The sequence below is a fragment of the Streptomyces mesophilus genome (genome assembly GCF_040300965.1).
GTDB classification, from domain to species: Bacteria; Actinomycetota; Actinomycetes; order Streptomycetales; family Streptomycetaceae; genus Streptomyces; species Streptomyces mesophilus_A.
Window position 1 is genome coordinate 1 of the sequence record NZ_JBEPEW010000080.1, and the last position, 12,253, is coordinate 12,253.

The following is a 12,253-nucleotide window of genomic DNA, read 5'->3' on the forward strand; positions in this document are numbered from 1 at the left end:
GACGCCCCGGCACGTCTCGTTGGCGGGCGGGGGCGACACTCCGGCCCGTCCCGTCGGCGGGCGGGGGGGTGACGCCCGGCCCGTCCCGTCCGGCTACTGGCGTCTCACAGGCTGCGTGCGGTGATGTTCCCGTACGAGGTCGTGGCCTGGACGGTCAGGTCCGGGGTGCCGCCCGTGTTCTTGAGGGCGTTGTTGACCCGGCCGTAGCCCGTGCCCGCGTCCAGGGTCGCGGAGGCGTCCTGAGCGGCCGTGAGGGTGATGTCGCCGTGCTCGGTGCGGAGTTCGAAGCTGCCGCGTACCGCTTCCGCGATCTCGATGTTGCCCTTCTGGGTGCTGATCCCCGCCGGACCGCCGAGGCGGCCGACCGTGATGTCGCCGGCCTGGAGCGTGATGCGGGCGCCCTCGGTCTCGTCGAGCTTGACCGTGCCGTGTGCGCCTTCGAAGGTGACGTCGCCGAGGCGGCCCACGCCCCGCAGCTCCGAACTGGCGGCCTTCGCGTCGATACGGGAGCCGGCGGGCAGCTGGACGGTCACCTCGACCGCTCCGGGGCTGCCCAGGACACGGTTCGCCTCCGCGGAGATGGTCAGGACCCCGTCCGCGTAAGCGACCGAGACCTGCTCGGCGGCCTTGGTGTCGCGGCTGCTGGAGGCGTTCGCCGGCAGCACTTCGACCGCGGTGTCGGTGCGGTCGGCGGCTATGAACTGGATGCGGCCCGCGGGGATGTCCAGTACGGCGGAGATCGGGGCGGGGGTGTCGAACTTGTTCATCAGGCTCTCCCGTTGGCTCGCTCGGCTGCTCAATGGTTTCTGACGGCCGAAACGCTACGTTGCGTTCGGGGCCGCGGCAATGAGCTTTTTGAGTCCAACTCCTGTTAGTACAGGTGGGAGTTGAGAAATTGTTGCAATGAGTCCGGACTGAACGCAACGTGTGGCGAAGGGGCCATTGCAATGGCCTTACGCGAACGTGAATTCATGGCCGCGGCAACGCGGCAACGCGGCAACGCGGCAACGCGGCGCGACGGCGGGGCGGCGGGACGGAGGCCGGATCGCGCGTGAGGCTCTCCGGGATCCCCGGCCCGTCAGGCCCTCAGGCGCAGTCCCCGCGGGGTCGCCACGAACCCCGCGTCCTCCAGGAGACGGCCCAGGGGGGACGTCAACGACGAAGCGCCGTTGATGCGTTCCACCGTGACCGTGCCCAGCGTCCCCGCGGCCGCCGCCGAGGCCAGGGCCTCCGCGGCGGCGAGCAGGCGCGGGTCGTCGGGTGCCGGCGCCTCCTCCGGGTTGGAGGGCCAGGCCAGCAGGGTCTTGCCGCCGCGTTCCATGTAGAGCGTCAGCTCGCCGTCCACGAGGACGACCAGGGAGCCGGCCTTGCGGCCCGGTTTGTGGCCGGCTCCGGTCGGCGGCTCGGGCCAGCTCAGCGCCGCACCGTAGGCGTTGGCGGGATCCGCCGCCGCGAGGACCACCGCTTTTCCGGTGGCGTCCTCGCCGCCGCGTTCGCGGGCGGTCGCCGCGGCGCGCAGGCGGTCCACCGCACCGTCCATGGCGAACTGCGCGGCGCCCAGACCCTCCACCACGTAACCCCGGCGGGCCTGTCCGCTGTCCTCGAAGGCCGACAGGATCCGGTAGACGGCGGAGAAGCCGCCCTCCACTCCCTCCGCGGCGACTGCTCCGCGCGTGACCACGCCATGGCGGTCGAGGAGGGTGCGGGCCAGTGCGTGGGCGCGGACCGTCGGGTCGGGTTCGCGGGCCGGGATCAGGGACCAGCGGCCGGCCACCGTGGGCGGGCCGGTGCGGGACACGGGCCGGGCGCCGCCGTTCAGCGCTCCGTAACGGCCGCGCGGGACCGGGCGTTTGGCACGGTGCGCGGTGGAGCCCGCGGTGCGGCCCGAGCCGAGCAGGGCGCGCAGCGGGGCGAGCGTGTCATTGGTGAGGCGGCCCGACCAGGCCAGTTCCCAGAGGGCGTCGGCCAGTTGGGGGTCCGTCGCGTCGGGGTGCGTGGTGGCGCGTACCTGGTCGGCGATCTGGCGGAAGAACAGACCGTAGCCGCCCGACAGGGACGTCAGGACCGACTCCTGGAGCGCGGTGAGCTCCATGGGGTGCGGGTCCGGCAGGAGCAGTGGGGCCGCGTCCGCGAGGTAGAGGGAGATCCAGCCGTCCTTGCCGGGCAGGGCGCCCGCGCCGGCCCACACCACCTCGCCGGTGGTGGTGAGTTCGTCGAGCAGGGCCGGGTGGTAGCCCTGGACGCGCGAGGGCAGAACGAGCTTCTCCAGGGCCGAGGCCGGTACCGAGGCGCCTTGCAGCTGTTCGATCGCGCGGACGAGGCCGTCCACTCCCCGTAGGCCGTGGCCGCTGCCGAGGTGCTGCCACTGGGGCAGGAAGTCGGCGAGTGCCGCGGGCGGGACCGGCTCGAGCTCCTGGCGCAGTGCTGCCAGGGAACGGCGGCGCAGCCGCCGCAGGACCGTGGCGTCGCACCACTCCTGGCCGATGCCCGCGGGGTGGAACTCGCCTTGTACGACACGGCCGTTGGCGGCGAGGCGGTGCAGCGCACCTTCCGTGACCGCGATGCCCAGACCGAAACGCGCGGCCGCCGTCGCCGAGGTGAAGGGCCCATGGGTGCGGGCGAAGCGGGCGAGGAGGTCGCCGAGCGGGTCCTTGACCGGTTCGGTGAAGGCCTCCGGTACGCCCACGGGAAGGGCTGTGCCGAGGGCGTCGCGCAGCCGGCCCGCGTCCTCGACCGCCGCCCAGTGGTCGGCTCCGGCGATACGGACCCGGATCGCGCGGCGGGCGGCCGTCAGCTCCTGCGCCCAGGCGGGGTCGGCCCCCCGCTCGGTGAGCTCATCGGTGGTCAGCGGTCCGAGCAGGCGGAGCAGATCGGCCACGCCCTCCGCGTCCTTGACCCGTCGGTCCTCCGTGCGCCACTGCAGCTCCTGCTCCAGTTCGGCGAGTACGTCGGCGTCCAGGAGCTCGCGCAGCTCCGCCTGGCCCAGGAGCTCGGCGAGGAGGCGGGAGTCGAGGGACAGGGCTGCCGCGCGCCGCTCGGCCAGGGGCGAGTCGCCCTCGTACAGGAACTGCGCCACGTATCCGAAGAGCAGGGAGCGGGCGAAGGGGGAGGGCTCGGGGGTGGTGACCTCGACCAGGCGGACGCGGCGGGATTCGATATCGCCCATCAGCTCGGTGAGGCCGGGTACGTCGAAGACGTCCTGGAGGCACTCGCGTACGGCTTCGAGGACGATCGGGAACGAACCGAACTCGCTGGCGACTTCCAGGAGTTGGGCCGCCCGCTGACGCTGCTGCCACAAGGGCGTACGGCGGCCGGGATTGCGGCGCGGCAGGAGCAGCGCGCGGGCCGCGCACTCGCGGAAGCGGGAGGCGAACAGGGCCGAGCCGCCGACCTGGTCCGTCACCAGCTGGTTGACCTCGCCCTTGTCGAAGGAGACATCGGCCGCGCCGACCGGGGCCTGCTCGGAGTCGAACTCCGTGCCGAGCTGCATCGGCTCCTGGTCGAGCAGGTCCATGCCCATCAGGTCGGCGTCGGGCAGGCGCAGCACGATGCCGTCGTCGGCGTGCATGACCTGGGCGTCCATGCCGTACTTCTCGGTGAGCTTGGCGCCGAGGGCCAGCGCCCAGGGGGCGTGCACCTGTGCGCCGAACGGCGAGTGCACGACCACCCGCCAGTCGCCGAGCTCGTCGCGGAAGCGCTCGACGACGATGGTGCGGTCGTCGGGGATGTGGCCGCAGGCCTTGCGCTGTTCGTCGAGGTAGGCGAGGACATTGCTCGCCGCCCACTGGTCGAGTCCGGCGGCGGAGAGGCGGGCGCGGGCGTCGTCCGCGCTCAGGCCGCCGACCTCGCGCAGGAACGCGCCCACCGCGCGGCCGAGTTCGAGTGGGCGGCCCAGCTGGTCGCCCTTCCAGAACGGCAGGCGGCCCGGGACTCCCGGGGCGGGGGAGACCAGGACGCGGTCGCGGGTGATGTCCTCGATACGCCAGGAGCTGGTGCCGAGCGTGAAGACATCGCCGACCCGGGACTCGTAGACCATCTCCTCGTCGAGCTCGCCGACCCGGCCGCCGCCCTTCTTCGGGTCGGAGCCGGCGAGGAAGACGCCGAAGAGGCCCCGGTCGGGGATGGTGCCGCCGGAGGTCACGGCCAGACGCTGGGCGCCCGGCCGGCCGGTGATCGTGCCGGCCACGCGGTCCCAGACCACGCGGGGGCGCAGCTCGGCGAAGGCGTCCGAGGGGTAGCGGCCCGCGAGCATGTCGAGGACCGCGGTGAAGGCGGATTCGGGGAGCGAGGCGAACGGGGCCGCGCGGCGGACGACGGAAAGAAGGTCGTCCACCTGCCAGGTGTCCAACGCGACCATGGCGACGAGCTGTTGGGCCAGTACGTCCAGGGGGTTGGCCGGGACGCGGAGGGACTCGATGCCGCCCGTCCGCATCCGTTCGGTGACCACGGCGGCCTGGACGAGGTCGCCCCGGTACTTCGGGAAGACCACACCGGTCGACACCGCACCGACCTGGTGGCCCGCGCGGCCGACACGCTGGAGTCCGGAGGCCACCGAGGGCGGGGACTCGACCTGGACCACCAGGTCGACCGCGCCCATGTCGATGCCGAGCTCCAGGGAGGAGGTGGCGACGACCGCGGGCAGGCGGCCCGCCTTCAAGTCCTCTTCCACGAGCGCCCGTTGTTCCTTCGATACGGAGCCGTGGTGGGCGCGGGCGAGGATCGGCGCGGCCCCGGCCGCCGCGCCGGAACCGCCCATGAGCTCGGCCGGGGAGTGCTCCTCGGGGAGGGTCTCGCCGGTGGCCCTCTCGTACGCGATCTCGTTGAGCCGGTTGCACAGGCGCTCGGCGAGGCGGCGGGAGTTGGCGAAGACGATCGTGGAGCGGTGGGCCTGGACGAGATCGGCGATCTTCTCCTCCACGTGCGGCCAGATCGAGGGGCGGTCCGCCTGGCCGCTGCCCGCGTCGGCGGCCGGGGAGCCGCCCAGCTCTCCCATGTCCTCGACCGGGACGACGACGCTGAGGTCGAACTCCTTGCCCGAGGGCGGCTGGACGATCTCGACGCGGCGCTGCGGCGAGAGATAGCGGGCCACCTCGTCGACCGGCCGTACCGTCGCGGAGAGTCCGATGCGGCGGGCCGGGCGCGGCAGCAGCTCGTCCAGCCGCTCCAAGGAGAGCGCGAGATGGGCGCCGCGCTTGGTGCCGGCGACCGCGTGCACCTCGTCGAGGATGATCGTCTCGATGCCGGTCAGGGCCTCGCGGGTGGCCGAGGTCAGCATCAGGAACAGGGACTCGGGCGTGGTGATCAGGATGTCCGGCGGACGGGTGCTCAGCGCGCGGCGCTCGGCGGCCGGGGTGTCGCCGGAACGGATGCCCACCTTGATCTCCGGCTCCGGCAGGCCCAGGCGGACGGACTCCTGGCGGATGCCGGTCAGCGGGCTGCGCAGATTGCGCTCCACGTCGACGGCGAGTGCCTTGAGCGGCGAGACGTACAGGACCCGGCAGCGCTTCTTCGTGTCCGCGGGAGGTGGGGTGCTGGCGAGCTGGTCGAGGGCGGAGAGAAAGGCGGCGAGGGTCTTGCCGGAACCGGTGGGGGCGACGACGAGCACGTCGGAGCCCTCGCCGATGGCTCCCCACGCGCCCTCCTGGGCGGAGGTGGGCGCGTCGAAGGCCCCCTGGAACCAGCTGCGGGTCGCGGGGGAGAACGTGTCGAGGGCGCTCCGGGTCATGAGGCCATGGTGCACCTCGGGACTGACAGTCGGGGTTCGGTGCGGGTGGGGGCGGTGTCGGGTGGGGTCTGGCCGGGGTTCGTGGGCGGGTGGCGTCTGGCAGGGGTTCGTGGGCGGTGGGCGGCGCCTGCCCCCCACGGCTGAGCGGCTGGAATGTGAGACTTGAGCCATGGCGACAGGGGAATGGGCGCGGTACTGGCAGCACGAGGAGCTGCCGGGGGTCGATCTGCTCCAGGCCCGCTATGTGCGGCACACCTTCTCCCGGCACACTCACGAGGGGTATGTGGTCGCGGCCGTCAGCGGTGGGGTCGAGGACCTGTTCATGCCCGACGGCTCCACCGTGCACTGCGCACCCGGGAACGTCATTCTGATCAACCCGGAAGTGCCCCATTCCGCACGGGCCGGAGTGCCCGAGGGGTGGGCGTACTCGACGCTCTATCCGTCCGTCGAGGTCGTCGCGAAGGTCGCCGAGGAGACCACCGGCTTGCGCGGCACCCCCGGATTCGCCGAGGTGGACGTGCCCGATGCGGAAGGCGCGCATCTCATACGGGAGGTGCACCGCGCCGCCGAGGAGGGCAATGCGCTCGCCGCGGACACGGTCCTGAAGGTGCTTGTCGCGCGGATGCTGCGGCGGTACGGGAGCGCGCTGCCGGCCCGCGGCCGGCGGTCGGCGGGGACGCGCAACGCGGCGCGGGCCCGGGCCGTGCTCGAGGAGCGGATGGCCGAGCCGCCCACTTTGGAGGCGCTGGCCGCCGAGCTGGGAACCAGCCCCTTCGCGCTGCTGCGGGCCTTCAAGCAGCAGTACGGGATGCCGCCGCACAGCTGGCTCACCAATGCGCGGGTACGCCGGGCCCGCGAGCTCCTCGACGCGGGTACGGCGCCCGCCGAGGCCGCCGTGGCCGTCGGGTTCACCGACCAGCCGCACCTCAACCGGCACTTCAGCCGGATCGTGGGAGTGCCGCCGGGGGCGTACCAGCGAGGGCGCGGGAGTCCAGGAGCGGGGCCGGCCCGCAAGAACGTACAAGACCGGAGCGAAAGCCTCCACGTACCTTCGGACGCGTGGCAGAACAACAGACACCCGCACCTATACGTGCCGAAGGAACAGCACCGGATCCGCTGACGGCTCCCGGCAAGTCCGACTCCGCCGTCGTACGCGACGCGCTCGGCGTCGGCTTCGCCGTCGGGCTCTCCGGCTTCGCCTTCGGCGTCACCTCCGCGAGCAATGGGCTCAGCCTCCTGCAGACCTGCGCGCTCAGCCTGCTCGTGTTCACCGGCGCCTCGCAGTTCGCGCTGGTCGGCGCCCTCGCGGGCGGCGGCAACCCGGTGACGGCCGCGGCGGGCGCGTTCTTCCTCGGCGTACGCAATGCGTTCTACGGGCTGCGGCTTTCGCAGCTGCTGCAACTTCCGCGCTGGGTAAGGCCGTTCGCGGCGCAGTGGGTGATCGACGAGACGACCGCCGTGACGCTGGCGCAGCCCACGCGGCGGACGCGCCGGATCGGCTTCGTGGTCACCGGGCTCACCCTGTACGTGCTGTGGAACCTCACCACGCTGCTCGGCGCGCTCGGCGCGGAGGCCATCGGGGACACCGCCGCCTGGGGTCTGGACGCCGCCGGTCCCGCGACCTTCCTCGCCCTGCTCGCGCCCATGCTGCGCTCGACGACCGAGCGGGTCGTCGCGGCCCTCGCCGTGGTCCTGATGCTCGGCCTCGTGCCCGTACTGCCGAACGGCGTGCCCGTGCTCGTGGCGGCCCTCGCGGCACCCCTCGTCCTCTTCGTGCAGGGCCGCAGGGCGCCCGCCGACGCGAACTCCCGGGAAGGAACCGACCGTTGAACATCTGGATCGCGATCGCGGTGACCGCGGTCGGCTGCTACGCCGTCAAGCTGCTCGGACTGCTCGTCCCCGTGGGCGTACTGGAGAAGCCGCTGGTCAAACGGATGGCGGCGCTGCTTCCTGTGGCACTGCTCGCCGCGCTCACCGCGCAGCAGACCTTCGCCGACGGCCAGGCACTCATCCTGGACGCCAAGGCGGCGGGCCTGCTGGCGGCGGCGGTGGCCTTCGTGCTGCGCGCGCCGTTTCTGCTGATCATCGGTGCCGCGGTGGTGGTGACTGCGGGGGTGCGGGCGCTTGGCGGCTGAGCCGGTGGAGGTCACGATCCAGTGGATCCGGACGACGTGGACCAAGGAGTCCAGGGGCGGCGAGGCGGCGGCGCGCAGGAACGCAGCCCCCGTCGGCTTCGCCCTGCCCGACGACGACGCGGCGTCCCGCGCGCATGTGATCCGTATGCATGAGCGTGACGGCTTCGAGCCCTCCGGCAGCCGTGAGGCCCTGAGCGAGGTCGCCGTGCAGCTCCGTGAAGTCGGCGGCCGGCTCAGGGTGTTCCCCCGGGTGCATCCTCTGCACGCGCTGCCGCCCCGACGCCGCCGGCCGCCGGCCGTGCGGCTCGGCCCGGGGCAGTGGGTGCGCTGGCAGCTCAACTACCGTTTCAGCAGCGCGCTGGGCATCCGGGGCTGGACGTACTGGACGGACACGTTCAACATCGCCTACGGCCCGGTGGAGGCCGAGGTCTTCCTGTCCCGGCCCACCCTGTTCATCGACGAGCGCGGGCCGCTCCGGTAGGTCCGGCGCCGCGTTCGGACGCGCACCGGCCCCAGCTCAGTCCAGCGTCCGCCCATGCGCCCGCAGCGTGCGCAGGGCCTCGATCGTGACGATCGGGCGCCACTCCAGGGCCGTGCCCGGTGCCCACTGTTTCCAGTGCACCGGCCAGCCGCCGTCCTCCTCCTGTTCGCCGGCGAGGTGGTCGAGCGAGAGCTGCATCTCCTCGTCGGTGAACCAGGAGCGGGCCAGTGAGGCCGGGACGCGCGCGTAGTCGTGCGGGTAGTGGTGCTCGCCGGGCGCGTACCCGGCGGCCACCGGATAGGACTCGCGACGGCGCGGGTCGAGGACGGCGAGGCGCTGTTCGCGTACGAGCCGGCCCAGACGGTCCGCGGCGGCCTGGGCGCGCGAGCGGTCGGGAGCGCCGTCCAGGAACGCGACGGCCGCGTGGATCTCGTACGGATGCGACTTGTCCAGCGCTTCGACCGCGGCCCAGCAGTAGTCGGTCGCGCGGAACAGCCACGCGTGCCACACCTGGTTGCGGTGCAGCAGGCCGACCACCGGCCCGGTGGCGAGCAGATCGCTCGGCGGGTTGTCGATGACGGGCACGAACGGGGCGTACGGATAGCCGCGTTGGCTCGGATGGATCGCCGGCAGCGCGCCCTCCGGGGTCGAGACCTCGGAGAGATAGCGGCACACCCGCTCGACGCGCTGACCGCCGCAGCGCCCGATCGCGTCGAGGACGCGCAGCGCGTGGGCGGTGTGCAGGGGCTGGCTCACAGGGCCGCGCAGATCGGGCTCGAGGGCGTGGCCGTAGCCGTCGTCGTCGGTGCGGTAGGCGGCTAGGGCGGCCTCGACCGGCTCGGCGGCGGCGCCCAGGAAGTGGTAGGCGAAGCGGCGCTGTTCGAGGACGCGGGCCGTGAGCCAGATGAACTGCTCGGCGCGGGCGAGCACCGAGCGGTGCTGTGACGGTTCTGCTGGGGAACGCTCCGCGGGGGACTGCCCCGCGAAGGCGGAGCCCGGGGACTGCCCCGGGGCTACGGATTCGGCCATGCACGGCACGGTAGGCCGGAAAGCGCTCCCCGCAAGGCCTTCGGGGCAAGGCCCACCCTCACGGGCTGGATACTGGAGTCATGCGGTTGACGGTCTTCTGGGAGCGGATGGCGGAGCACTTCGGTGCGGGGTACGCCGAGACGTTCGCGCGCGATCATGTGATGTCCGAGCTCGGAGGGCGCACGGTGCAGCAGGCGCTGGACGCGGGCTGGGAGGCCAAGGACGTGTGGCGGGGCGTGTGCTCGGCGATGGGGGTACCGGCCGAGTCGCGGTGACGCCCACCGGCGCGTAAAGCTGACGGGCGGTCGGTGCGTACAGCTGCGGGGCGGTCGGTACGTACAGCTGCGGGGCGGCCGGTGCGTACAGCGAGGGGCGCCTGGCAACTCTCCCGAAGGTCAGGCCTGGTCGGTTGCGAGTGCGGGTGCCGCCGAGTACGGGTGCACCGGGATGCGCATCGGCGGCTCCGCCAGAAGCCCGATGATCTCGTCGCGGAGCTCGTCCGCCAGCGGGCTGTTCTCGTAGGCGTCCTTCGCCTCGACGGACCGGAACACCTCGACGTTCCACAGCACATCGGGGTCCTCGTCCTCGCGGACGATGATGTAGCGGTCCGAGGACCCCGACTTCTCCATGCCGATGGTGGCCAGCTCGAAGAGCCTGTCGCCCTGTCCCGGCTTGGCGCGCATCTTGATCAGGTAGGCGGGCTGGTCCTGCAGCTTCATGGGTTTTCCCTTCGCTGGGGCGTCGGCGTCGGCGTCGGCGTCGGTGGCGTCGTCAACACCTGGATGGAACGCTGTTCCATAAGTGTGGATCGCCGTTCCACTCATGTCAAAATGAGGCCTATGACACCGGCGAAGCAGCGCGCGGCACGGCGATCCGACGCCCTGTCCAAGGACCTGATCGTGGCCACCGCGATCGAGATCCTCGACTCCGAGGGGGAGGGCGCCCTCACCTTCCGGGCCCTCGCGCGCCGGCTTTCGACCGGCTCCGGTGCGCTGTACCACCACGTGGCGAACAAGGACGACGTGCTGCGTGCCGCCACCGGCCAAGTGATCGCGTCCACGACGCACAAGAGCGAGCACGACGCCGCACCCGCCGATGCGATCCGGGCCCTGATACTCGGCATCTTCGACGCCATCGACGCGCACCCGTGGGTCGGCGCGCAGTTGGCCCGCGAGCCGTGGCAGGTGCCCCTGCTCGACCTGTTCGACGCGGTCGCCGAGCGGCTCGACGCGGACGGTGTGGCCGAGCGCACCCAGTTCGACGCGGCCTCGGTGCTCGTGCACTACGTCCTCGGCGTCGCGGCACAGTACGCGGCGGCCGCCCGCGCCCTGGCAGGCGGTGCCGACCCGTCCGCCCTCCTGCGCGCGGCGGTGGAGCAGCGGGCCGGGGAACGGAGCCCGGTGGCGGCCCGCCTGACCGAGCACGACGACCGTGAGCAACTCCGCGCGGGGGTCGACCTCGTCCTGGCCGGCATCGCAGCCCTCAAGGGCAGGCCCTGAGGAAGTGCAGGCCATGCAGGGGCCGAATGTGACGTGGGCGTCAGCCGTCCGTCCGTACGAACCGGGTGCACTTAGGCGAGACTGACCCCGTGGCAGCCACCGAACACACCGCAGCAGCGCAGAATTCCGGACCGCCCACGACCGTGCCGCCCGAGGTGCCGTCGGGGCGGGAGCAGCGCATGCCGCGGTGGCTGCCGCGTGCGATGGTGCTCGCCCTCGCCCTGTTCGCCTGCTTCCAGCTGGGCAGTTGGGCCTTCCACCAGCTCACCGGGCTGCTGATCAACATCCTGATCGCGTTCTTCCTCGCGCTCGCCGTCGAGCCCGCGGTGAGCTGGATGGCACACCACGGAATGCGTCGCGGCGCGGCCACCGGAATCGTCTTCCTCGGCGTGATCGTCGCGGGCGCCGGCTTCATCACGCTGCTCGGCTCGATGCTCGCCGGCCAGATCGTCGACATGGTCGAGGACTTCCCGAAGTACCTCGACTCGGTGATCAGCTGGATCAACGCGACCTTCCACACCGAGCTGTCGCGGGTCGAGATCCAGGACAGCCTCGTGCATTCGGACTGGCTGCAGAAGTACGTGCAGAACAGCGCGACCGGTGTCCTCGACGTGTCCGCGCAGGTGCTCGGCGGGCTGTTCCGGATCCTGACGATCCTGCTGTTCTCGTTCTACTTCGCCGCCGACGGGCCCCGGCTGCGCCGCGCCCTGTGCTCGGTGCTGCCGCCGGCCAAGCAGGCCGAGGTGCTCCGCGCCTGGGAGATCGCCGTCGACAAGACCGGCGGCTACCTCTACTCGCGCGGTCTGATGGCGCTGATCTCCGGCGTCGCGCACTACATCCTGCTCGTCTTCCTCGACGTGCCCTACGCGCCCGCGCTCGCCGTCTGGGTCGGCGTGATCTCGCAGTTCATCCCCACCATCGGTACGTATCTGGCCGGCGCCCTGCCGATGCTGATCGCATTCACCGTGGACCCCTGGTACGCGCTGTGGGTGCTGATCTTCGTGGTCGTCTACCAGCAGTTCGAGAACTATCTGCTGCAGCCCAAGCTCACCGCCAAGACCGTGGACATCCACCCGGCGGTCGCTTTCGGCTCGGTGGTCGCGGGCACCGCGCTGCTCGGCGCGGTCGGTGCGCTGATCGCGATCCCCGCGGTCGCGACGATGCAGGCCTTCCTCGGCGCGTACGTGAAGCGGTACGACGTGACCGACGACCCGCGCGTGCACGGCCACCGGCGCCGTGGCGGACCGCCGCTCGCCCGGCTGCGCAAGGCGCTGCGGGGTGAGCCGACGGGGGCGCCCGTGGACGAGGCCGCAGCGGACACCCAGGGCGAGCAGGGCCCGGCCGCCGGGAAGTCCGACGACCGGGCCTGAGCTGCCCCCGTCGG

General features: G+C 72.2%; 11 protein-coding genes. 7 read left to right on the forward strand and 4 right to left on the reverse strand.

Going from position 1 to position 12,253, the window contains the following annotated elements; translation table 11 throughout:
• Positions 1-104: 104 nt before the first annotated feature.
• Positions 105-767 (reverse strand): DUF4097 family beta strand repeat-containing protein, encoded by a 663-nt coding sequence (locus ABT367_RS25210; RefSeq protein WP_352255365.1) that lies wholly within the window; start codon positions 765-767, stop codon positions 105-107.
• Positions 768-1,078: 311 nt separating this feature from the next.
• Complete coding sequence (locus tag ABT367_RS25215) at positions 1,079-5,725, reverse strand: ATP-dependent helicase (protein WP_352255366.1); 4,647 nt, start codon at positions 5,723-5,725, stop codon at positions 1,079-1,081.
• 169 nt (positions 5,726-5,894) lie between these two features.
• Between ABT367_RS25215 and ABT367_RS25220 the strand changes: the two genes are divergently transcribed.
• Genes ABT367_RS25220 through ABT367_RS25235 form a run of 4 tightly spaced genes read left to right on the forward strand, consistent with a single transcriptional unit; the run spans position 5,895 to position 8,341 of the window.
• Positions 5,895-6,845: an AraC family transcriptional regulator gene (locus tag ABT367_RS25220; protein ID WP_352255367.1), complete on the forward strand. Its 951-nt coding sequence runs from the start codon at positions 5,895-5,897 to the stop codon at positions 6,843-6,845.
• Entirely contained in the window at positions 6,785-7,555 is a 771-nt protein-coding gene (locus ABT367_RS25225; protein ID WP_434975529.1) for an AzlC family ABC transporter permease, read from the forward strand. The genes ABT367_RS25220 and ABT367_RS25225 overlap by 61 nt, the downstream gene beginning before the upstream one ends.
• Positions 7,552-7,860, forward strand: a complete 309-nt coding sequence (locus ABT367_RS25230) for an AzlD domain-containing protein (RefSeq protein ID WP_352255368.1) — start codon at positions 7,552-7,554, stop codon at positions 7,858-7,860. Before ABT367_RS25225 ends, ABT367_RS25230 begins: the two co-directional genes overlap by 4 nt.
• A gap of 4 nt (positions 7,861-7,864) precedes the next feature.
• A complete protein-coding gene (locus ABT367_RS25235) occupies positions 7,865-8,341 on the forward strand; it encodes a hypothetical protein (protein ID WP_352255394.1) in 477 nt (158 codons plus the stop codon).
• A gap of 36 nt (positions 8,342-8,377) precedes the next feature.
• Here the strand turns inward: ABT367_RS25235 and ABT367_RS25240 are convergent, their stop codons facing one another.
• Positions 8,378-9,370: a hypothetical protein gene (locus tag ABT367_RS25240; RefSeq protein WP_352255369.1), complete on the reverse strand. Its 993-nt coding sequence runs from the start codon at positions 9,368-9,370 to the stop codon at positions 8,378-8,380.
• A gap of 80 nt (positions 9,371-9,450) precedes the next feature.
• Between ABT367_RS25240 and ABT367_RS25245 the strand changes: the two genes are divergently transcribed.
• Positions 9,451-9,645, forward strand: a complete 195-nt coding sequence (locus ABT367_RS25245; protein WP_352255370.1) for a DUF3046 domain-containing protein — start codon at positions 9,451-9,453, stop codon at positions 9,643-9,645.
• Positions 9,646-9,765: 120 nt separating this feature from the next.
• On the opposite strand, the gene ABT367_RS25250 is transcribed toward ABT367_RS25245, so the two are convergent.
• Positions 9,766-10,089 carry a putative quinol monooxygenase gene (locus tag ABT367_RS25250; RefSeq protein ID WP_352255371.1) on the reverse strand — a complete coding sequence of 108 codons (324 nt, stop codon included), beginning with the start codon at positions 10,087-10,089 and terminating at the stop codon, positions 9,766-9,768.
• A 120-nt stretch (positions 10,090-10,209) separates the two neighbouring features.
• On the opposite strand from ABT367_RS25250, the gene ABT367_RS25255 reads away from it, so the two are divergent.
• Positions 10,210-10,869 (forward strand): TetR/AcrR family transcriptional regulator, encoded by a 660-nt coding sequence (locus ABT367_RS25255; protein ID WP_352255372.1) that lies wholly within the window; start codon positions 10,210-10,212, stop codon positions 10,867-10,869.
• 89 nt (positions 10,870-10,958) lie between these two features.
• Complete coding sequence (locus ABT367_RS25260) at positions 10,959-12,239, forward strand: AI-2E family transporter (protein WP_434975530.1); 1,281 nt, start codon at positions 10,959-10,961, stop codon at positions 12,237-12,239.
• Positions 12,240-12,253 lie beyond the last annotated feature (14 nt).

Coding starts and splice junctions, on each gene's coding strand:
- ABT367_RS25210 (WP_352255365.1), bottom strand. CDS start 767: ATGAACAAGTTCGACACCCCCGCCCCGATCTCCGCCGTACTGGACATC.
- ABT367_RS25215 (WP_352255366.1), bottom strand. CDS start 5,725: ATGACCCGGAGCGCCCTCGACACGTTCTCCCCCGCGACCCGCAGCTGG.
- ABT367_RS25220 (WP_352255367.1), top strand. CDS start 5,895: ATGGCGACAGGGGAATGGGCGCGGTACTGGCAGCACGAGGAGCTGCCG.
- ABT367_RS25240 (WP_352255369.1), bottom strand. CDS start 9,370: ATGGCCGAATCCGTAGCCCCGGGGCAGTCCCCGGGCTCCGCCTTCGCG.
- ABT367_RS25245 (WP_352255370.1), top strand. CDS start 9,451: ATGCGGTTGACGGTCTTCTGGGAGCGGATGGCGGAGCACTTCGGTGCG.
- ABT367_RS25250 (WP_352255371.1), bottom strand. CDS start 10,089: ATGAAGCTGCAGGACCAGCCCGCCTACCTGATCAAGATGCGCGCCAAG.
- ABT367_RS25255 (WP_352255372.1), top strand. CDS start 10,210: ATGACACCGGCGAAGCAGCGCGCGGCACGGCGATCCGACGCCCTGTCC.